13 protein-coding genes are annotated in these 21,699 nt (G+C 55.6%); 9 read left to right on the plus strand and 4 right to left on the minus strand.

Annotation, left to right across the window (positions count from 1 at the left end; translation table 11 throughout):
* Positions 1-94 precede the first annotated feature (94 nt).
* The 3 genes from RBB44_RS05065 to RBB44_RS05075 all read left to right on the plus strand — a co-directional run bounded on the left by RBB44_RS05065 (position 95) and on the right by RBB44_RS05075 (position 4,110).
* Complete coding sequence (locus tag RBB44_RS05065; RefSeq protein ID WP_306149422.1) at positions 95-1,333, plus strand: HlyD family secretion protein; 1,239 nt, start codon at positions 95-97, stop codon at positions 1,331-1,333.
* Positions 1,333-3,450, plus strand: a complete 2,118-nt coding sequence (locus tag RBB44_RS05070; protein ID WP_306149421.1) for a peptidase domain-containing ABC transporter — start codon at positions 1,333-1,335, stop codon at positions 3,448-3,450. Before RBB44_RS05065 ends, RBB44_RS05070 begins: the two co-directional genes overlap by 1 nt.
* A 120-nt stretch (positions 3,451-3,570) precedes the next feature.
* Positions 3,571-4,110 (plus strand): tail fiber domain-containing protein, encoded by a 540-nt coding sequence (locus RBB44_RS05075; protein WP_306149420.1) that lies wholly within the window; start codon positions 3,571-3,573, stop codon positions 4,108-4,110.
* A gap of 86 nt (positions 4,111-4,196) precedes the next feature.
* Here the strand turns inward: RBB44_RS05075 and RBB44_RS05080 are convergent, their stop codons facing one another.
* On the minus strand, positions 4,197-4,841 hold the full coding sequence (locus RBB44_RS05080) for a TetR/AcrR family transcriptional regulator (protein ID WP_306149419.1): 645 nt from the start codon (positions 4,839-4,841) through the stop codon (positions 4,197-4,199).
* Between the two features lie 424 nt (positions 4,842-5,265).
* Here RBB44_RS05080 and RBB44_RS05085 point away from each other — a divergent pair, with 424 nt between their 5' ends.
* A complete protein-coding gene (locus RBB44_RS05085; protein WP_306149418.1) occupies positions 5,266-5,952 on the plus strand; it encodes a MipA/OmpV family protein in 687 nt (228 codons plus the stop codon).
* A gap of 58 nt (positions 5,953-6,010) precedes the next feature.
* On the opposite strand, the gene RBB44_RS05090 is transcribed toward RBB44_RS05085, so the two are convergent.
* Positions 6,011-8,128: a DEAD/DEAH box helicase gene (locus tag RBB44_RS05090; protein ID WP_306149417.1), complete on the minus strand. Its 2,118-nt coding sequence runs from the start codon at positions 8,126-8,128 to the stop codon at positions 6,011-6,013.
* A 308-nt stretch (positions 8,129-8,436) separates the two neighbouring features.
* Here RBB44_RS05090 and RBB44_RS05095 point away from each other — a divergent pair, with 308 nt between their 5' ends.
* The 3 genes from RBB44_RS05095 (at position 8,437) to RBB44_RS05105 (ending at position 13,166) form a co-directional block, all read left to right on the plus strand.
* A complete protein-coding gene (locus tag RBB44_RS05095) occupies positions 8,437-10,758 on the plus strand; it encodes a methyl-accepting chemotaxis protein (RefSeq protein WP_306149416.1) in 2,322 nt (773 codons plus the stop codon).
* An 83-nt stretch (positions 10,759-10,841) separates the two neighbouring features.
* The gene (locus tag RBB44_RS05100) at positions 10,842-12,506 is read left to right on the plus strand and encodes a cisplatin damage response ATP-dependent DNA ligase (RefSeq protein ID WP_306149415.1); all 1,665 of its coding nucleotides are present in this window, start codon (positions 10,842-10,844) and stop codon (positions 12,504-12,506) included.
* A gap of 120 nt (positions 12,507-12,626) precedes the next feature.
* Positions 12,627-13,166, plus strand: a complete 540-nt coding sequence (locus RBB44_RS05105) for a hypothetical protein (RefSeq protein ID WP_306149414.1) — start codon at positions 12,627-12,629, stop codon at positions 13,164-13,166.
* A gap of 37 nt (positions 13,167-13,203) precedes the next feature.
* On the opposite strand, the gene RBB44_RS05110 is transcribed toward RBB44_RS05105, so the two are convergent.
* Positions 13,204-14,073: a thioesterase family protein gene (locus RBB44_RS05110; protein WP_306149413.1), complete on the minus strand. Its 870-nt coding sequence runs from the start codon at positions 14,071-14,073 to the stop codon at positions 13,204-13,206.
* A 466-nt stretch (positions 14,074-14,539) separates the two neighbouring features.
* Between RBB44_RS05110 and RBB44_RS05115 the strand changes: the two genes are divergently transcribed.
* On the plus strand, positions 14,540-15,220 hold the full coding sequence (locus tag RBB44_RS05115; RefSeq protein ID WP_133947876.1) for a response regulator transcription factor: 681 nt from the start codon (positions 14,540-14,542) through the stop codon (positions 15,218-15,220).
* A 243-nt stretch (positions 15,221-15,463) separates the two neighbouring features.
* A complete protein-coding gene (locus RBB44_RS05120) occupies positions 15,464-17,932 on the plus strand; it encodes a bifunctional diguanylate cyclase/phosphodiesterase (protein ID WP_306149412.1) in 2,469 nt (822 codons plus the stop codon).
* Positions 17,933-18,013: 81 nt separating this feature from the next.
* On the opposite strand, the gene RBB44_RS05125 is transcribed toward RBB44_RS05120, so the two are convergent.
* Positions 18,014-21,541, minus strand: a complete 3,528-nt coding sequence (locus RBB44_RS05125) for a PAS domain-containing hybrid sensor histidine kinase/response regulator (RefSeq protein WP_306149411.1) — start codon at positions 21,539-21,541, stop codon at positions 18,014-18,016.
* Positions 21,542-21,699: the final 158 nt, after the last annotated feature.

Below are 21,699 nucleotides of genomic sequence, written 5' to 3' on the forward strand. Positions count from 1 at the left end.
AAATAGCGGAAAATAGCAAATGTAAGCGCTTGCATTATGCATCTCTAGGTATATGCTAGGTCAAAAGAACAGGAGCCGGCATCCCGGGGAGGACATGCTCTTTCGCAAACAGGCAATCGAAGCCAAGCGAACAAGACTGTATGGTGATGTGCTAATCGTCACGCCAGTCGCGTTCAAGGTTATTGCCGTCTTCCTGTTCGCAATCCTGGTCGTCGTTGGCCTTTTCCTTGGCTTTGGGAATTTCGCCCGATTGGAGACCGTGCGCGGCGCAGTTATTCCGTCCAACGGTATGATCCATGTGAGGCCCGCCAGCTCGGGCTACATCACCGACTTTGCTGCCCACGAGGGCGAATATGTCCGGGAAGGGCAAGAGCTGGGCCGGCTGGTGGTCGCGGACGCTGCGACAGATGATGGCTCCGAAACGGCCGCCCGGCTTGCAGCTCATGAGCGGCAGATCTCCAACCTTGATGATGAGATCATCAAGATTAACCAACTGAATCAGGTAAAACTTGAAGACCTGAGGGTTCGAACGAGCGACGCACAAATCGCGCTGGAAAACATCAAAAATCAAATCGCCATTCAAGAGACCCTAGTTGTTGAGCTCAAAGGCTCCTACCAGCGCGCGTCCGATCTTTCGGCGCGCGGGCATGTCAGCGGTGAGACGCGGGATGTTCGCAACATCCGCCTATTGTCCGGAAAACAGGACCTGCAGCGCCTGTTGAGTGACCAAAATGATCTGGAAGCGGAACTGCGGAAATTTGGACGGGCGCGTTCGGAATTAATCGCGCAAAATGCCCTCGATATTGCACGGCTAGAGGCGCAGAAGGAAAAACTGCTCGCCGAAAAGGACATCTTCAAATCGAAGAAGGTTTTCAAGATTGTCGCGCCGATCAGCGGATATGTGACGACGGTTTTAGCCTCCCGAGGCGCTGCGGTTCGCAGTGAGCATCCGCTATTTTCTATTCTGCCGGAAAACAGTGTCTTGCAGGTGGAACTGTACGTGCCGAGCCGAGCAATTGGGTTTGTCGAAGAAGGGCAGGCAGTCCGGATCCAGTTCGATTCATTCCCTTTTGAGCGCTTTGGTGCGCAGGCGGGAACGGTCCGGTTGGTCACACAATCGGTTCTGTCAAAGAACGATCCGAGTGTCCTCGTTCAAACGGGCGAGCCTGTCTATCGGGTGAATGTCGATCTCGCCTCAAGTGAAGTGTCCGCTTACGGCCGATCCTATGCCATCCAACCGGGAATGCTTCTGAGCGCCAATATCATTCTTGAAGATCGTTCGATCCTCTCATGGCTTCTTGAACCAATGATAGCTGTTGCGAGGAGAAGCTGATGGCAAGCGAGGCCCTATCAAATCTCCAGTTTATTGGCGGGCGCTCCTTGCCGCTGATCCGGCAAAACGAGGCGGCAGAATGCGGCAATGCCTGCCTTGCAATGGTTGCGAGCTATTACGGATTCAAGACAGATATTGCATCCCTTCGCCGCCGGTTTCCGACGACAGCGCAAGGCACGACGCTTCGGACGTTGGCCGACATGTCAAACAAAATCGGCTTGGCAACACGGGCGTTGAAAGCGGAAGTTCAGGACCTTAAACGTGTGCATTTGCCCGCGATTTTGCATTGGGATTTGAACCACTTCGTAGTCCTGAAAAAACTTACAAAGAACCGGGCGGTCATTCATGACCCGGCGCGCGGCGACCTGACACTCGGCCTTGAAGAGTTCGGCAATCATTTCACCGGGATCGTCTTGGAGCTGATGCCCGCTACCGGGTTTCAGCGTGCAGATGAGAGAAACAAACTCGCATTCACGTCACTTTGGAGCAGTATGCAGGGGTTGGGCGGTGCCCTGACGCAGGTGTTGCTTCTGTCACTTGTTCTGCTCGCCTATACGATCGCCGCCCCGCAATACATGCAAATTACAATCGACACTGTGCTCCCCAGTCTTGACAAGGACTTGTTGATCACTCTGGCTTTGGGGTTCGGGCTTTTTCTTGTGATCAACGTTGTCGCAAGCGTGCTTCGTGATTTGGTCATCCTGTATGCAGGAAGCAAGCTGGCTTACCAGATTTCCATCAATCTTTTTCAACACTTGATACGTCTTCCGTTGCCCTTTTTTGAGCGCAGGCACATCGGAGACATTGTCTCCCGGTTTTCTTCGATCGAACCAATTCGGCAGTTTTTGACCAACGGTGTCGTCGGGGGCGTGGTGGACGGAATTATGGCGCTTGTCACCCTTGGCCTGATGTTCGCCTACAGCCCCAAGCTGGCGGTCATCTCTCTGGTTTCCCTTGCGCTCTACGTAACCTTGCGTCTCGCGATGTTCCGGCCATTCAGGACCGCATCGGAGCGTGAAATTGTTTCGAGAGCTGCAGAGCATACGAATTTCATTGAAACCGTCCGCGGTATTCTCAGCATAAAGGTTTTTTCTCAGGAAGATCAGCGACAGCAACGCTGGCATAACCTGCTCGCAGATGCGGTTAATCAGAGTGTGCGCGTTCAATTCCTGACGATAGCTTTCAATTCAACAGCAGTTTTGATCCGCGGCCTGGAGCAGGTCATAATCATCTACCTTGCAGCGATGATGGCGATTGATGCGGCCATCACGGTAGGAATGATTTTTGCTTTCATGGCCTACCGCGGCCAGTTTGCGGACAACACGGCAAGGCTTGTCGAACTCATCATCGATTTTCGTATGCTTGATCTCCACCTTGAGCGCCTTGCGGATATCGCTCTTGAGGAAAGAGGTGATGGCGGGCATGGCACGTTCAAAATAAAACACGGAAAATGCGAAGCGTCGAATTTGTCGTTTGCTTACGACAACAGCGCGCCTCTGTTGTTTCAGAACGCTTCATTTGTCATCGAGCCGGGCGAGAGTGTCGCCGTGGTCGGGCCATCCGGTTGCGGTAAGACAACGCTTTTGAAAATTCTCATGGGTCTGTTCCAACCGGTGTCCGGTGACTTCAAAGTTGATGGAAAAACAATTCAGCAGATCGGAAATTCCAACTACCGGAGCCAGATCGCTGCGGTGATGCAAGACGATCAGCTGTTTTCGGGCACTGTGGCCGAAAACATTGCCTTTTTTAGCAGCGATATTGACATGGAGCGTGTGTTGAGTTGCGCGGCAAAGGCTTGCGTCCATGAAGACATAGCCCGGCTGCCCATGAGCTACGAAAGCTTTATCGGAGACATGGGCGCCGTGTTTTCAGCGGGTCAGCTTCAAAGGTTGATGCTCGCCAGGGCCCTCTATCAGGAGCCCAAAATTCTGTTCATGGACGAGGGGACAGCCCATCTGGATGTGGAAACGGAAAGAGCAGTCAACACCTCCATAAGAGATTTAGGCATGACGCGGATCATTGTTGCCCATCGTCCGGAAACAATCGAAATGGCGGATCGTGTATTAATGATTGCAAGTGAAACAATTATTGAAGTTGTAACTGAAAAACAGAAATAAAAATCCAATTAATATGAATGAATTCAGCTAAAAGTGGCGTCTCCGATATTGACAATCAGATAAAAAATTGCAAAATGTAAGCGCTTGCATGCGCGCCAATATTTCACCTGGAGTGAACAAATGACCGAAGTATCTACAATGAGAGAACTTACCCTAGAAGAGTGCGATCAGGTTTCTGGCGGTGTCGTTCTGCTTGGTGTGTCCATCGGGATAAGCAGTCTTGTGGCCCTGAAAATTGGGATCAATGTGGGATCGTCCATGGCGGGCATCATCGCGATATTGGACAACAACGGGCTCTACAACAGGGACTCTCTTGAGCAGATTGCAGGCAGCACGCAACATGCGCACAGCAACGGTGGCGGCTTCGGCTCCGACCGCCGGATTAAGACAGACGTTCAACTGGTCGGTCATCTCGATCATCTCGAGTTAGATGTCTATTCCTGGGAATACACGAACGAACCAGGCGCCCGTTATGTCGGCGTGATGGCACAGGATCTTCTGGCGCGCGAAGATCTCAGCCATGTGGTGTTCATGTTCGAAGAAGGTCCGCACAAGGGCTTTTACGGCGTTGATTACTCAGCACTCGGATTGGCCTGTGTCCGGGAAAGCGAATTCGACGGCAACGTCGATACCCTGTTGGTGACAGCGATCGCAGCCTAACGCGCAGCAAGCAGCGATTACAGTCGCCGACGGCCCCGCCGAGCAGCCCGAAAAGGACTTGGCGGGGTTTGCGGTGTTTATCAAGCTTATTGAGGTGTGAAGACGTGGGGTGCAGTCGCCTCAGGGCGTAAGCAGCCCATGATGCTGCCGGCCAGATGGGTCTTCACAAGGTCCGGATCCTGAACGACCTGACCGTCTTTGATTGCGGCGTGCAGCACAGCTGGAATGAGGTTGCGGATCACAAATCCGGCTGTCTTCAGATCTGGCGCGCTGATTTCGTTTTTTCGGATATCCAGGAAATTGGTCGCAGCCAGATCAATCTTTTGATGAAAGCCGTCGGGATCTTCTGAAAGCGTTTGGGCCGGTGTCTGTTCTTCAAAAGCCGCGTTGAGCCGGGGTGCGTTCAGGTGCACCTGGAAATTTGCGTCAACGATCTTCCGGATGGCGTCTGGCAGGGACAGGTGTTCCGATGCTGCCATGGCCGTTTCAACGGTTTTGAGGACGTGCGCACGATGCGCAAATCTCAGCTCTAGGATGAGCGCCCCCTTGTTGGGAAAATACTGGTACAGCGACCCGATACTGATCCCGGCACGTTCGGCGATCATGTTTGTGGTCGCACCGTTATAGCCCTCTTCATCGAAGACATGCGATGCAGCCTCCAGGATAAAGTCGACCATGAGCCGCGAGCGTTGCTGCTTGGGGCGCCGCCTGCGCGTTGGGGCCAAGTCCATAAAAATGCTCCAATGAAAAACAGCTGCCAATAGGATCTGCGGTTGGGTCAAAAGTGTGACCAAAACGCGAGCTGGTCTGATGCAATGTCTGTTTATAGTTCAGATATGAATGAGAAACGTAATAAAAATCAAATAGATAAATGATGTTTTCTGCGGCAATCTGACCGATCACTAATCCGAAAACGCGAGTTTTTCAACAAGCTCCAACGCGTCACCTTCCATGGGCCAGCCAATCCAGAACGGCGGCTCAATGGAGGTTGTGATAGTGCGAGTTTGCTTTGGACGCTCCCCGCGAGCGATTGTGATTGTTGCGATGGTCAGTTGTGCGCCGGCAGTTGTTTACGCAGATGACACAGCGCGTGCACGCTCAGATGAAAGGGGAGCGAAAACTCAAAGTGGCATTCACGGAATATTGGCGGTTGGAGTGGCGGGAGAACCTGAATTTGAGGGCGCTGCCGAATACCTTCCGATCCCCCAGGCCTATGCCCACATCACCGCCTTTGGATTGGGCTTTGAAATTGAGGGGCCGGAGGCCCGGCTGAACCTGCGGCCGCACACGGCTTTTCAGTTCGGTCCGGCCGTTGAGTACCGGATGGGCCGGGACGAAGTGGGGAATGACGTGATCGACCGCTTGGAGGCAATCGACGGCGCCTTCGAAGCAGGTGCATTTGTCACCTATCAATTCAAGTCCTTGATGGCGCAATCGGATGTTTTTGAAATCTCGGCCGAGTTGATGGCAGATGTTTCTGGTGTTCATGAAGGCATGATCGGCAAGGTCCGCGCCGGGTATTGGGTCGCGCCCCGAGAGCGGCTGCGGGTTGGGCTTGAGACCGAAGTCGGTTTTGCGACGGACGATTACATGAACACCTATTTTGGAGTGTCAGAAACGGGTTCGGCCCGCTCTGGACTGGCCGCCTACACCGCTGAAGGCGGGCTCAAGGACATTGGTGTTCAGGCGACGATGACCTACCAGCTCACAGACCGCTGGGGGCTGGTCGGCCGGGCGTCCTATACGCGCCTTCTCGGGGACGCGGCGGACAGTCCCATCGTTAAGGACGAAGGGTCGGCAGACCAGTTCCGAGGTGGCGTCGGCCTGTCGTTCAGGTTTTGATTTTTGGTTTGATCGTAAGAGAAAAGAAAAGGCCCGCTGCATCAGCGGGCCTTTGGTCTTATTTTGTCCGGTCCGCTTTGCGCTGGGCGCGGGACGGCTTGTTTTTCTTCGGAGCTTTTTTCTTCGCTCCAGATGGCTTGGCGGACGCTTTTGGCTTGCCCTTGCGCGGCCCATCGCCGTCGGCATCGCGGGGTTTGCGAGCTTTGCGCGGTGCGTCGCCGTCATTGGCGAGGGCTTTCATATCCAGCGGTTCGTAAGCTGGATGATGGGGGGCAGCCTCGTCATCGTCGCGGCGGCGTTTTTTGCCACGCGGGGCGTCGAAGTCACGCTTCGGACCGCGCTTTGGCTTCAGCGTGTCTTCGCGGCCCATGTCCTCGTAGTCGGGCGCATCGCCGCGGCGCGGACGCCGGTTTTGATAGCCGCCCCGATCGCCCCGGTCTCCCCGGTCACCTCTGTCGCCGCGATCCCTGGGGCCACGATCCCGATCTCCGCGTCCGCGATTGCCGCCACCCCGGAAGTTGTCGTCCTTCGGCGGTTGCGGCATCTGGCCGCCGCGCGCGTCCAGTAATTTGATGGTGACGTTTTCCTCGCCCGTCCCTTCGCGCTTAACGGTGCTGTTAAAGCGTTCGCCATGCTTGCCGGAGATCTCGAAGTAGAGCTCGTTCTGGAAAATCTTGATCGCGCCGACTTCCTTCTTGGTCACATGGCCAGCCCGGCAAATCAGCGGCAGGATCCACCGTGGTTCGGCGCGCTGGCGGTGGCCGAGCGACAGCGAGAACCAGACACCATCTTCGAAGTTGTTTTTGATCTCGGCGCTGCGCCCACCGCGGGACCCGGCATCGCGGCCCTGCAAAGCGGTCTCGTTCAACTCCGAAACATCTTCAGGCGCGGGGAGGCGCGACTGGCGGAGCTTGACGAAAGCAGCTGCCAGTTGCTCTGGGCTGTGCAGCGCCAGAAGTTCCATCGCGATGGCGCGTTGTTCGTCTTCCAGCTCCGCGGTCAAAACAGGATCTGCCAGAAGGCGTTCCTTGTCCTTGGCCCAGATCTCGTCCGCGGTTGGAGCGCCGGTCCAGGTCGCCTTGATACCGGCAAAGTGCATCGTGCGTTCGGCCTGGCGGCGGCGGGGGAAGGGAACCATCAGCACACATGTGCCTTTGCGCCCGGCGCGGCCGGTCCGGCCCGAACGGTGCAAGAGTGCTGCCTTGCCGGTCGGTAAGTCTGCGTGGATCACCAGGTCAAGGTTAGGCAAGTCGATGCCGCGCGCGGCAACGTCGGTCGCAACACACACGCGGGCCGTGCCGTTCTTCATGGCAGTCAATGCGGCTGTGCGTTGCTCCTGGCTCAGTTCGCCGGAGAGCGACACAATCGCAAAACCCCTGTTCGCAAGGCGCGCGGTCAAACGGCTGACGCCCTCACGGGTGGCGCAGAAAACGATCGCCTTTTCCGCTTCATGAAGCCGCAGCACATTGATGATCGCGTTTTCGCGCTCATTTGGTGCGACCGGATGGGCAACATAATCGATGTCACCGTGCTGTTCGCGGGCATTGATTGTCGACAGGCGGACTGCATCTTTTTGGAAGCGCTTTGCAAGTTCGGCAATCGGTTTCGGAACCGTTGCCGAGAACATGAGCGTGCGTCGGCTTTCCGGGGCGGCATCCAGAATGAATTCCAGATCCTCGCGGAAGCCCATGTCGAGCATCTCGTCGGCTTCATCGAGCACAACAGCACGGAGTTCGGAAAGGTCCAGCGCGCCCCGTTCAATGTGGTCGCGCAAGCGGCCGGGCGTTCCGACAACAATGTGGGCGCCGCGCTCCAATGTGCGCCGTTCCATGCGCGGGTCCATGCCCCCCACGCAAGACGCGGTCACCGCGCCGGCCTCGCCATAAAGCCAGGTCAGCTCTTCCTTGACCTGCAGCGCCAGTTCGCGGGTCGGCGCGATGGCGAGGGCGATCGGGGCACCAGGTTTTCCAAGCGTTTCTTCTTCGCCCAAAATGGTTGAGGCGAGGGCGAGGCCAAAGGCAACGGTCTTGCCGGAGCCGGTCTGTGCGGACACAAGAAGGTCGGCGTCAGCTGGCGCTTCGGTCAGAACACTTTCTTGAACGGGAGTGAGGCTTTCATAGCCACGTTTCGCCAGCGCGGCTTTCAGCGCCGGGGCGAGCGACATCAATTCGGTCATTGGATTCTTTCGACTGCTCCGGATCACCTGCGTGCCAATCAGCAGTCTACCGGATCGGGCCATCACCATGCAGGCCCTTGTGGGTCGCGGCTTATACAGGCTTATCGCAGTGACGTCCACCAGAAAGAAATGCTCATATTTTGAGCGATATTGTCAGTATTGGCCGTATTGGCAAAATCGCTTCTTTCGCATCCATGTAATTAATACCGATAGTATAAAGATGTAGGGAATAACATCTTTGGGTATATGTAAATTTTTAACCTGCCTCTGCGTTAAATTTGCGTGACAGAATTTCGCTGGGGTTTGGGATGTTCAAATCAATTCGTGCGCAAATTGCGCTTCTCGCCATTGTTCCGTTGGTGGCGTTTATGATTGCCAGTGGGCTGGCCTTGAATGAGGCTATGATCGAAAGCCGGAAGGCATCAGAAATCCTTCCGACCGCACTGATTTCAGAACGCTCAGAAGCGGTTTTGCACGAGTTGCAGAAGGAACGTGGCCGAACCGCGGTGCTTATGGCGTCCGGTTATGCCGCCAAGCCGCGCGAACTGCTCGACAATCAACGCAAGGCAACTGACGCCGCAGTGGCGGAAATGCAGGCCGCGGTAGCCAACTTTGATATCAGCAACGAAAAGCTTCTGGAGCGCGTTCGCACGACCAGCGCTGAGCTTGACCAGATCACCCAACACCGAGCCGGTGTCGACGCGAAGTCGGTTAAAGGTCCGGACAATTTGGCTTTTTACTCCGGCAAAGTGCGCAAGCTGATCACGATTGTGAATTCTGCGGTTCAGGCGAGCTCGGACAATGAATACGCCCAGCATATGACGCCATTTCTTCTGTTGACCGAAGCGATTGAAGCCGGCGGTCTGGAGCGGGCAATCGGTGGGCAGTTGTTTGCAATCGTTGGCAAAGATGGTGAAGTCCCCTCAGCGCGGTTCCTGGCGTATTTCGACCGCCTGTCGGTTGAAACAGCCTTCTTGAAGAATTTCCAGCAAATCGCTTCTCCGCAACAACTGGCGATGTTTGAGCAAACTGTGTCCGGCCCAGCCGTGGACCAGGTGATGGAGTGGCGCAAGGTATTGCGCACACTGCCTGAAACAAAGGATGGGCAAGGCATTGAAGGGTCCGTCTGGTTCGGCAAAGCAACCGAGCGCTTAAACATGATCCGCGCAGCTTCAATTGAAATGTTGAAAGCCGGTGAGGCACGCGCGGCACAAATCTCCGAGGCTGCAAACGGGCACTTGATGCTGGTTCTTGGCGAAACGATCGCGGTCGTTCTCGTAACCTTGGCTCTGGTCGCGTGGCAGTTGCGCAATGTCACCCAAACGCTTGGTCGCCTGACGAGTAGTCTGGTCCGGATTGCTGATGGCGATATTGACTTCAAGATGCCGTTTAGTGACCGCACGGACGCGATTGGCGAACTGGCCAAGGCTGGTGAAGTGTTCCAGGAGAATGCGCGGGTACGCGGTGTTCTGGAAACAGAAGCTGCCAAGGAGCGTGACCGCGAGCGCATGCGCCAGAATCAGATGGAAAGCCTTATCGAGAAGTTCCGCAATCTGATGGCCAGTGTCACTGGAGATGTGAACGAAAAAACCGGTCAGATGACCGACATTGCCGCACGCGTCCGCGACATCTCGCAAGGGGCGTCCAGCGCTGCAACTGAGGCGAAAAATGCGTCCTCGTCATCATCTGACAACGTGCAAACCGTGGCGGCGGCAGCCGAGGAAATGTCCGCAGCGATCCAGGAAATTCTCAGCCAGGCAGATCGGGCCAGCAACGTCATTGAAGATGCGACCGGCGTGGCCCAGCAAACAGACGGCAATGTTTCCAGCCTCGCAGAAGCGGTTGAAAAAATTGGCACCGTCGTTGAGATGATCCGCGCCATTGCCGAACAGACAAATCTGCTGGCCTTGAATGCGACCATTGAGGCCGCCCGGGCGGGAGATGCCGGTAAGGGCTTTGCAGTTGTTGCCGCCGAGGTCAAGGAACTCTCGACCCAAACCGCCAAGGCAACTGAAGAAATCTCAAGTCAGATTTCGTCGGTCCAAGGGCTGACGAGCGAAGCGGTTGAGTCCATTCGCAAGATCTCCGGTTCCATCGAGATGATCAGTGAAGTGGCTGGTGCGATCACCGCTGCGGTCGGCGAGCAAAGCATTGCAACACAGGAAATCTCGCAAAGCATCACCATGGCAGCCAGCGAGACGGCAAACGCGGTCAACAGTGCGGAGAGCGTGGATCAGGCCATCCAGGCGACCGCAGGTGAAGCCGAGACCGTGGATCACATTGCTGTGGCGGTGAAAAACGTTGCTGATGAAATGTCTCAAGGCATTGAAGGCTTCCTCAATGAGATGGCTCGGGATGTTGAAGAACGCCGTCGCGCAAACCGGAAGCAAGAGCGCGGTCAGCAAATTCATCCGATCACCGAAAGCGGCGAACACATCCGGACACGCCTGATGAACAGCTCGGAAGGTGGTATCGGGGTGATGAATTTTGCCGACGCGACCGAAGGCCTGCATCTCACCTATGAAGACACAAGCGGAAAACAGTATCCGATGGCGGTCAAATGGGTGCATGGTGATACTGTCGGACTGCAGTACTTGACCGCAGAACGGTCAAAGGAAATTGCCGCCTAACTCCATCGGCTTGACCTTAATTTCCTGAACAGCATCTAACCGGGATAGAGTTGCCTTAGCCCTCTTTCCCGGTTTTTGTGTTCATGCATGTGTTTTCCCAACTACTTGACCGACTGTCGTTAGAACCAAGGCGCCTTGCAAAAGAAGCGCTTCTTGTCCGCTATTTTCAGGAAACACCTGATCCGGAACGTGGCTATGCGCTGGCAGCGCTGACCGGAGACCTAAAATTCAAGCATGCAAAACCAGCTGTCTTGAAAGCGCTGATCGCAGAGCGTTCGGACGAAACGCTGTTTGCCTTGTCCTATGATTTTGTTGGCGATCTGTCCGAGACAATTGCACTCATGTGGCCTGCGCTTCCCGACGACGGCGCGAGCGCAGAGCGTCAACGCATCGAACTGACGGGAGTTGTCGATGCGCTTGAGACCGCAGGCAAAACGGATGCGCCGCGTTTGATCGCGAGCTGGCTGGATCAAATGGATGAGACCGGTCGGTGGGCTTTGCTGAAACTGGTTACAGGCGGGCTTCGTGTCGGCGTGTCTGCGCGCCTTGCGAAAACCGCTGTGGCACGACTGGGTGATCTTAGTGTTTCGGACATTGAGGAGGTTTGGTTCGGGCTGAAGCCACCCTTTGAAAGCCTGTTTGCCTGGGCCGAGGGCAAAGGGGAACGCCCGGACAATCTGGACCCGGCCCCCTTCCGGCCCGTCATGCTGGCCCACCCACTTGATGCGGACAGGGATCCTGCTCAGCTTGATGCAGCCGAGTTTGCCGTGGAATGGAAATGGGATGGCATTCGCATTCAAGCAGCGGCTGGCGAAACGCGGGACGGACAAAAGGTCCGTCGTCTCTTCAGCCGCACGGGTGAAGACATCTCACGGGCATTCCCGGATGTTCTCGACGCACTGAATTTCAAAGGTTGCATTGATGGTGAGTTGCTTATCATGGAGTGTGGCAAGGTCCGTCCATTCGGTGACCTTCAAAAACGCCTCAACAGAAAAACAGCCAGCCCCAAGCTTTTGAAGGAGTTTCCGGCGGCCATCCGGGCGTACGATCTTTTATCGCTCAACGGTGAGGACTTGAGACCGCTTCCCTTTGAAGAGCGCCGCCGCCGCCTTGAAGGGTTTGTAGCGGAATTTGATCACCCACGGATCGACCTGTCACCGCTTGTACCTGTGACTAGCTGGCAGGACATAACAGAGGCGCGGAACACACCGGAAAGCAGGCTGGACAAAGAAGATGCGGCCGCCGTTGAAGGGCTGATGCTGAAGCGCTGGGACACGGCCTACACCGGAGGGCGGCCGAAGGGTCTCTGGTACAAATGGAAGCGGGAGCCGCATCTGATCGATGCCGTGTTGATGTATGCCCAGCGGGGTCACGGCAAGCGCTCGTCCTTTTATTCCGACTACACATTTGGGCTGTGGCGGGCGGCAGAGACCGGCGATGAACTGGTGCCGGTCGGCAAGGCCTATTTTGGTTTTACAGACGAAGAGTTGCAGCAGATCGACAAGTTTGTCCGAGGAAACACGACCAACCGGTTCGGTCCTGTCCGGGAGGTTGCCTACAGCAAAGACCACGGCCTTGTTCTGGAGGTGGCTTTTGAGGGGCTAAACAGATCCAGCCGACACAAATCCGGTGTTGCCATGCGCTTTCCACGCATTTCAAGGCTGCGCTGGGACAAGCCTGCTGGAGAGGCGGACCGATTGGAAACGCTGGAGAAGCTGCTGGAGCCAGTGCGTGTGGCATCCAACTAATCGGCCATCTGTGGTGACAAGTCCCAAAGAGGCCGTGCTTTGGCCATGGATTTGTGGCAACGGTTACTCCAACGTGCTCATCACAGTGTCTGACTTCACGGAGCCAGGAGAACCGGCATCATGATCCGCAAAAGTAAAACAGCAGCATTTGGCATTTTGGTATGTCTGAGTGTTTCGGTGAACGGCGCGGCGTTTGCCGAAGAGGCAGTGTCGGAAGAAACCGTAACAGCTGTGACAGACGGCACACCTGAAAGATACTCTTTGGTCTCCGTGGACGGTGATGTCTTGAGAGTGGACCGACAGAACGGGACCGTCTCTGTCTGCAAACAGAAAAACGAGGCATGGCGATGCAATCCCGTGCCCCTGGCTGAAGAGGCCTATCTGGCGGAAATCAATACACTGGCCGGTGAAGTTGAGAGACTGACCGCCCGCGTGGAAGAACTGGAAGGCGGTAACGCAAATGGTCAGCCGCAATTGCCGCCAGGCTCCGCCCTGGATCGTCCTGCTACCGATGCTGAACCCGGAGATCAAACCTCTGGATTGACTTCAGAGGACGAAGAAGAACTCGATCGTGTTCTCGATTTCACCGAGACAGCCATGCGCCGGTTTTTCGGCATGGTCCGCGAGCTTCAAAAAGACCTCGACGGCTCCGGAAACTGACCGGAACCGTCGTGTGGCCAAAAGGCATCATTGAATTCTAAGAAAGCACCATCTTGGAAATGGCGGTTCTTGCCTCTTCCGGCAATTCGACCGCGCGCCGGGCATCGAGATCCATCGTCAGCGCGACCACATCGAGCGTTGCGGCCAAACGGTTGGTACGGCTTTCGAAAACATGATGCCGCATTCCGAAGGTTTTGTTCTGGCTGCCGGTAAAACCGGAGGCCACCACAATCATGTCGCCGGATTTCAATGGCGAATGCCAAATCAACTTCATTTCGATGGCGACCCGGCCAAGATTGTGCTGGGTCAGATAAGCTTGGGTAAGCGGGCTGCGCTCCCATACATGCGGAACGCCGTCCGTGCAGCAAGACAAAGCGAATTGATCATCTGCTTTTCCGTCCGCATTGACGTGTCTGGGCATGACGGTCCCACGGAAGCAGAGTGCTCCGTTGCCCTGCAGGAGTTTGTCCAATGCCGGGCGTGCGCTGGCAGGGCTGGCCGATAGACCGCGCGGTGTTGCGTCCGCATTCATAGGTGTTTGATAGTCCGAAAACCTCTGCCGCAGTGATTTGACCGTGCTGGGGCTCGGTTCGTATCCGTCGATCGCAGTCGCGCTCAATGCGCCCGTCCCGGCATTTCGCATCTCGTGCACGACGGTCAGCAGATGCGGGCCATCGAAAGCGATCCCGGAGTGCACAGTGATGAGATCCCCGGTCCGCAGCTCCTTGTGATAGCGCACATGCCGCACACGACGTGCCCCGGCGACAGTGTCACTGAGGCCGGATATCAGCCGGAATTGCTGATCTGCCTCATCAAAGCGGCTGAAATAGAACTGGACGTTCAAGTGATCATTTTCATCGCATTCCCACCGGTTGGTGAAGGAATAGAGAGTTGGTGAAAGCGCCATTTTGAAGAAACTTTGATTAGGGAAAAGAACAATCAGCGACGTGAAGTTATTGTAATTAATCTGTTTTTTGAAGTTCTTATTTGTGGCTTTGGTAATCTGTGGAAAACGCAGATGGTATAAACGTCATCTGGGTTGTAATTGTTCGAGATTAAAACTGCTTTTGAGGACGTGTCAGCTGCGTTCAGTGGCAATAGTTTCAATTCAGCGTAAGTATAGTGAAGCAATTGAGTCTCTTTGATGTGTCTCATGCTTATTTTTTAGACCTATTGTATCTTTGACGAGAACGAAGCACCGCCCAATGGTTTGACTTGCCAACGCGCCTTGAGGCACATACTTTCAAACATTACGAACCACGTCTGCGTAAGTGTGTGATAGCCCGGCGTAAAGCCTCGGCTTTCGGAGGAGAGCGCGCAGACACTCGTTCGATAAACGGCCTGAAAAAAGAAGGCTGATCTGGGAGGAAAACGTGTCGGCGCCATCGTATCGCTTTGTCATTGCGGATGATCACCCGCTGTTCCGTGGAGCTTTGCGTCAAACGCTGGAAGCTCAATATCCGCAAGCCTCGATTGTCGAGGCGGGGGCATTGGAAGATGTAACCTCGCTTTTGGAGAAAGACGGTGAGGTCGATCTGATCCTTCTGGATCTGACGATGCCCGGTATGCGCGGCTTTTCAGGATTGATGTACTTGCGCGCGCAACACACCGGTGTACCGGTCGTTGTCGTGTCGGCAAACGAAGACCCGCAGGCGATCCGAAAGGCCATGGAGTTCGGCTCATCAGGCTTTATCCCGAAATCTCATGGCATCGAGGTGATCCGGGAAGCCATTGCCGAAGTCATGCTGGGCAATGTCTGGACGCCGCCGGATGTAGATCTGTCTGCAGATGACGGCAGTGGCGACCTTGTACAACGGCTTTCAACGCTAACACCGCAGCAGGTTCGTGTCCTCATGATGCTGTCCGAAGGCCTCTTGAACAAACAGATCGCCTATGAGCTGTCTGTCTCCGAGGCAACGGTGAAAGCGCACGTTTCTGCCATTCTTCAAAAGCTGGGCGTCGAAAGCCGGACACAAGCGGTCATTGCCGCCTCGAAAATCGAAGCTGGTCAGTGGCAAATGAACGGTGAAACCGTTGAGACGCCTGACGCCTAGGGAGTACTGGCGGCGCTCGGTATTCACCTGCCAAGATCGCCAATCTTCAGTTTATGGAAACGATGCCGCAGCTTCCCGTTGCGGCATTATTTGTTGAATACTGACAATAATTTTTTGAATCCTTCTCCTTTACCGTAATTTCATGAGGGGCCAGTTAGGCTCTGAGTGCGCGAAGGTATTGGCGCGTGCATCTCGTTGCGTAGTATTGGAGTAAGCATGCGGTTGTCCGCGCACTGGAAAACGATGCTCCAGGTTATATTTCTGGCGTTTGTCCATCCAGGAAGACAGATCTGGGCGTCTGCCCGCCACAGTGCCACTGGCAAGTCACGGCAAAGCCTGAAAAACTCGATGCAGCCATTCCTGCTGGCATTTGGTTATCCTGTGGCTGATGAAGATGTCATGCGCAGGGTTCGGGCCGCGCAGATTTCGCATGTTCTACGTCTGACCCCCGTCATGATTGCGGGCAATCTGATTAACGCGGCGGCTCTTACTGCAGTCGGGTTGACGCTTGTGCCGCAAGCATACGTGCTTGGATGGGCGTTGTTAGTCGTCGCTGTAATGGCTCAGATGGGCCTGAGATGGCACAAGAGCGGCAGATATCCAATCGAACAGGCTTCCCCAAAAGTCATCGCACGCGCCATTCATCATGCCACGATTTTGAGCGCGCTTTGGGCCGTCGTGCCTATTGCGGCGCTGGCTGTCGGAGATGCTCAAGGCATCTGGATAGCATCCATTGTGACGATTGGAATGACCTGTGGCGGCGCTTTTGCGCTGGCAACTGTTCCGCAGGCCGCGTTTCGATGGTTGCTTGTTTTGTACAGTGTTTCGGCTGTCTCTCTTGCGGTTGTCAACATCGATCAGTCCTGGATCCTGATCACTCTCCTAACGAGCTTTGCCGTCATCATTGTCGGCAGTTCCACATCGACCAGTTGGCTCTTTACCTCTCATTTCCTCTCGGAGGGAGAGTTGCGCCAGCGGGGTGATCTCATCGCGCTCATGATGAACGACATCGAAGACAAGGATAGCGACTGGTTCTGGGAGACCGATACAAGCGGAAATCTTCGAAACGTATCTTCTCGATTTGCAGCTGTGAGCGGGCGAGACCCAAACAGACTTCAAGCAATGCGATTGACCGATCTGGCCTATTCGCTGTCCCATCCGGACGCGCAGGATGGGTACAAAGTCCTGGACGATGCAATCACAGAAATCACGGCGTTCCGGGACCTTGAGATCGGCGTTGATGTCGATGGCGAAGCGCGGTGGTGGGCGGTTTCAGGAACACCGGCTTTCGACGAGCGGGGTTATTTCACCGGTTATCGGGGCGTTGCGTCGGACATAACCGAGATGAAGGTCGCGAACGCTTTGGTCACGCAGCTGGCCGAGCAAGATGCGCTGACAGGCATTGGAAACCGCAACTGGTTCTTGAAACAGGCAGACCTAAAGCTCGCGGCACAACTTGAAAAACGCGCCAGCACTCTGACCCTGTTTTTGATCGATCTCGATAACTTCAAGGTCGTCAACGATACCAGTGGGCACGCAGCCGGGGATGACCTCCTGATCCAGGTCGCTGAACGGTTCCGTTCAATCAGCGAAGGCCGCACCTTACTCGCCCGGTTTGGTGGCGACGAATTTGCAGCTGTCGGGGAATTCGTCAGCGATCAGGCGGCTGAGGTTTTCGCGAATGAACTCGTGAAAGTTACTCGCAAGCCCTTCAAAGTCGGAAAGCGTGAATTTGCGATCGGCGCGACCGTTGGTTTTTCCCGGCTCCGTCAGACAAACTCAAGCGTGAATGATCTCATGCGCGAGGCTGACATCGCGCTTTACAAGGCCAAAGAGGGGGGGCGTGGGCAGGCGCTTGCCTTTGCGGAAGAGATGGAGCGGGAGGTTCGGGAGCGCCGCGAACTTGAAGCCGATCTGCGCGAAGCTTTTGAAACTGACGGCTTGACCATTGAGTTTCAGCCGATTGTTGAGGCCCGCAGCGGCCGTGTCGTTTCAAGTGAAGTTCTGGTGCGTTGGCAGCATCCAACCCGTGGGGAAATTGTTCCTGATGTGTTTATCCCGATTGCGGAGCACGCCGGGCTCATATTGCCCATGGGGATGTGGGTGTTGAAAAAGGCCTGCAAGGTTGCCGCGCAATGGCCGGATCTTGAGACGGTCGCAGTAAACCTGTCTGCGGTTCAGTTCATGGATCCAAATTTGGTTGAAACCGTTTCCGACGTCCTGATGGAGACTGGCTTCCCGGGCGAGCGGCTCGTACTTGAAATTACGGAATCGGTCTTCTTGAAAGACATCGGATCTGCTTCCGAGAAACTGGACGGCCTTCGGGATATGGGGATCAAAATCGCGCTTGATGATTTTGGGACTGGCTATTCCTCGCTGCTTTACTTGCGCAATTACAATTTCGACAAGATTAAAATAGATAAGTCGTTCGTTGATGAAATTGGTGAGCAAAGCGAGGGACTTGCCATCATTGCCGCCATCATAGCCCTTGCTCATAATCTTGGACTGGAAGTGACCGCGGAAGGCGTGGAGCGGCAGTTTCAGGTCGATGCTCTGCGCACACTTGGGTGTGACACGTTGCAGGGATACTATTTCGGTAAACCGGACCCCAATCCAATGCTTATCGGTGAGATCCGAAATGAGGACTGGGATGACCGGGCGCCGAGCACCGCACCGGACAAACGTGGTGGGCTCGAAGCTGCGCGGGACTGATATTCGCGTTTTCGTTTCACATTAGAGCTGTACCCATCACTGGCTCGGGCAGCACTTTGGGCTTGTTGCTTGTGGACCCGGCTATTCTGCTGCAGAACGATCTGTCCGGCATCGGCCAAGAGCAGCCCGGAGGGCCGCCGGCTTCAGTGGCTTGTTAAAGAATGCGATGTCCTTGTCGGCGGCTTCTGTACGCACCGGGCGGCTGCGATCCGCCGTGATTAGGATGGCCGGTATGTGGCTGCCGAATTTCCAGCGCAGTTTCACGATCGCTTCGATCCCTGTGCCGTTGTCCAGGTGGTAATCCGCCAGGATCACGTCGGGCGTCAGGTTTTCATGGTTGAGCAGAGCGGCAGCCTGCGTGTCATCGCAAGCCGTTATGACTTTGCAGTTCCAATTTGTCAGAAGATGGCGCATGCCGGACAGGATGTCGGGTTCGTTGTCGATCGCAACAACGCAAAGCCCATCAAGCTGGCCTACAATTGGGGCCGGTTGCGGCACCGGTTCGATATCAGGCACGGGCGCGCTTCGTGGCAGTTCGACCGAAAAACAAGACCCTTTTCCCAGCGTAGAGCGCAGGTTTACTTTGTGATTGAGAACGTGGCTGATCCGCTCAACGATCGACAATCCCAAGCCGAGACCTTTGGCGACGCGCATGCCGTCGTCCAGGCGATGAAATTCCTGAAAAATGGCTTTCTGCTTGGTTTCAGCGATTCCGAGGCCCGTATCATGCACTTCCACGAACACCCTGTTTTCTCGGACACGGCAGCCGACCAGCACTTTGCCTTCACCTGTATATTTGATGGCGTTGGAAACGAGATTTTGTAGCAAACGCCGCAAGAGGCGCCGGTCAGATCTGATCGACATGGTGGTGTGAACGATCCGAAGCTCCAGTCCTTTTTCGGCAGCGATGGGCATGAATTCGAGCTCCAAGCCGCGGATCAACTCGTCTAGCCGGAAGACGGTCGGCTCCGGTTTCAAGGCTCCTGTATCGAGCCTGGAGATATCCATGACAGCCCCGAGGATGTCCTCAACCGACTCCAGCGCCGACTCCACGTTCTTCACGAGTTTTCCGTTGTCACCCTCCTGGAGCTTGTCGACCAGAACGGAAGAATAAAGCCGTGCCGCATTCAGAGGCTGCATGATGTCGTGACCGGCGGCGGCCAGGAAACGGGTTTTGCCGATGTTGGCCTCTTCGGCCGCACGGGTCGCCTCCACAAGACGGTCGTTAACGTGTGTGAGTTCTTCGGTCCGTTCTCGAACCCGCCGCTCAAGCGTTTCATTGGCTTTGGCCAAAGCCTCTTCGGCCATCACGCGTTCAGTAATGTCGGTGTAGGTCGTCACAATGCCGCCGTCGGGCATCGGGCTGATCCGCACCTCCAGAACCGTGCCGCTTTCAAACAGGCGCTCCTGATAGGTCTCCTGGATGATGACCAGCTTCTCGATCCGGTCTTGCACAATGACTTCAACGGGACCGGAACCGTGTTCACCGCGTTCCGCGTTGTATCGGAGGATAGCATCAAGGGTCGTGCCGACCTGTCCATATTCTGCCGGAAGGCCCAGAAGATCCCGGAACTGACGGTTCCAGCAAATCAGCCGGAAGTCCCGATCAAACACGCCAATGCCCTGTCGCACCTGGTTGAGCGCTGTCTGGAGGAGATCCCGATTGTGCTGGATCGCCATGGACGCATCGTCCAGCAGCTTCACCGCGCCCTTGGTCGACGGATCATGCCGCTTCAGCATCAAGGTAAGGACGAGACGGGCGGAGGCGGCACCAATTGCGCTTGCCAGCAGTTGCTCGGAGAACCTTAGAAGGTTCGCATCTGCGATTGTATTTGGTTCGATCGAGATGCCGCGCTCACGTGCAAATCTCTGAAATGAGCGCTCTGTTCTTTCTTCACCGAGGTATCGGGCGACGGTTGCCTGGAGATCTCCAGCGGTAACTGACGTCCGCCAGTAGAGGAAGTTGGTCGGATTGCGGAGTTCTGACGGTACAAAGACGTTTGCTTGCAGCGTTTCTGAAGGCTGAGGCTTGCGGATCAGCGATCCGGCGATGAACAGAACAACATTTGCCGCAAGGCTCCAGAGCGTGCCGTGAATGAATGGATCTGCCTCAATACCGAACAAGGATTCCGGCTTAAGCAGGTCAATGCCAAATGGCCCCGTGCTCATGATGGTGTCAGAGATCAACCCGGATTGGGCAAAGGTCGGCAACAACAGCGTGTAGGCCCAGAGAAACAGGCCGCCACTCAGACCCGCAATAGCGCCAGTGGCTGTTGCTCGCCGCCAGTAAAGTCCGCCGAAGAACGCTGGTGCGAATTGGGCAATCGCAGCGAACGACAACAGACCGATGGAAACGAGGGCAGCTGTATCTCCCGCAGCCCGATAATAGGCGTAGGCGAGAAGTAAGATACCGAAGATGGCCAGGCGGCGAATTGTGATCAGACGCCGGCTCAAGTCCCGACCGTCGGTGTTTACGATGTCCTCTTCGCGATGCCCTCTCAGCATCAGCGGGATGACGATGTCATTTGAGATCATAATCGCAAGGGCAACCGCAGCCACAATCACCATTGCTGTTGCGGCAGACAAGCCGCCGAGAAAGACGAAGATCGTTAGCCAGTGCTGACCTGCATCCATTGGCAGTGCCAGAACATAGGTGTCCGGATTGACGTCCTGCCCGAACCGAAGGAGCCCCGCCGCTGCGATCGGAATAACGAAAAGATTGATCAGGATCAGATAGGCCGGAAACAGCCAGGTTGCGCGTTTCAGTTCCGCATCGGAGTTGTTCTCCGTCACGGTCACGTGGAATTGGCGCGGCAGCAAAAGAACCGCAAATGCCGACAAGGTCGACATGACAACCCAGTTGCTGATCTTGATTGGCTGATCGAAGACCGCGGCAACTTCAGGCGCCTCGGATATTGCACGGATCAAGTCAAAGGGGCCGCCGAACAGCCCGTAAGTGACCCAGAAACCGACTGCCAGAAACGCGATCAGCTTGACCACCGCCTCTGCGGCAATCGCGAGCATCAGGCCTTCTTGGTGTTCGGTCGCATCAATGTGCCGGGTCCCGAACGCAGAGCTGAAGATCGCCATGCCCAACGCAACCAGGAGCGTCAGATCGGCAAAGCCCGGATAGAGAAACTCCGGCGGCGAAAATATCGGGCCGACCATCGTTGTGATAGACAGGGATACGGCCTTCAGCTGCAAGGCGATGTAGGGGATTACGCCGATCACGGCAATCAGGGTCGCCAACGCTGCGACGGACTGGCTCTTGCCATACCGCGCACCAATGAAATCGGCGATCGAGGTAATGCTTTCCGTTTTGGAGATATGGATAATCCGGCGCAGCAGCGGGTAGCCAAGGGCAAAGACCAAAAGGGGACCGATATAGATGGTCAGAAACTCAGCGCCGTTTCGGCTAGCGTTGCCGACCGAGCCGAAAAAGGTCCAAGACGTACAATAGACCGACAAGGACAGGGCATAGATCATCGGCCGGCCGCCACCGCGCAAACGCTTGGAGCGCCGGGCCATCCGGTCGCCATAACTTGCTATGGCAAACAGCAGCAGGATGTACACCGCTGCCGCCAGTATCACGAGCCAGCCATGCAGCATCGTCTTGCGGTTATCCTCCCGGGCAGTTTTTTGGGGTCAGTTTCAAAGTATGCCGAATCTCAGCACATCCCCGTGTTTATTCCGCCTCTTTCGCGATCCGATCACAGCTTGCAGCAGATGTCTATTCGCCATGCGGCGAAGACAGATCTGTCGCTGAA

This window comes from Roseibium sp. MMSF_3247 (assembly GCF_030733765.1).
Taxonomy (GTDB): domain Bacteria; phylum Pseudomonadota; class Alphaproteobacteria; order Rhizobiales; family Stappiaceae; genus Roseibium.

Coding starts and splice junctions, on each gene's coding strand:
- RBB44_RS05075 (WP_306149420.1), top strand. CDS start 3,571: ATGACCGAAGTATCTACAATGAGAGAACTTACCCTAGAAGAGTGCGAT.
- RBB44_RS05125 (WP_306149411.1), bottom strand. CDS start 21,541: ATGCTGCATGGCTGGCTCGTGATACTGGCGGCAGCGGTGTACATCCTG.
- RBB44_RS05070 (WP_306149421.1), top strand. CDS start 1,333: ATGGCAAGCGAGGCCCTATCAAATCTCCAGTTTATTGGCGGGCGCTCC.
- RBB44_RS05095 (WP_306149416.1), top strand. CDS start 8,437: ATGTTCAAATCAATTCGTGCGCAAATTGCGCTTCTCGCCATTGTTCCG.
- RBB44_RS05100 (WP_306149415.1), top strand. CDS start 10,842: ATGCATGTGTTTTCCCAACTACTTGACCGACTGTCGTTAGAACCAAGG.
- RBB44_RS05110 (WP_306149413.1), bottom strand. CDS start 14,073: ATGGCGCTTTCACCAACTCTCTATTCCTTCACCAACCGGTGGGAATGC.
- RBB44_RS05120 (WP_306149412.1), top strand. CDS start 15,464: ATGCTCCAGGTTATATTTCTGGCGTTTGTCCATCCAGGAAGACAGATC.
- RBB44_RS05090 (WP_306149417.1), bottom strand. CDS start 8,128: ATGACCGAATTGATGTCGCTCGCCCCGGCGCTGAAAGCCGCGCTGGCG.
- RBB44_RS05105 (WP_306149414.1), top strand. CDS start 12,627: ATGATCCGCAAAAGTAAAACAGCAGCATTTGGCATTTTGGTATGTCTG.
- RBB44_RS05080 (WP_306149419.1), bottom strand. CDS start 4,841: ATGGACTTGGCCCCAACGCGCAGGCGGCGCCCCAAGCAGCAACGCTCG.
- RBB44_RS05065 (WP_306149422.1), top strand. CDS start 95: ATGCTCTTTCGCAAACAGGCAATCGAAGCCAAGCGAACAAGACTGTAT.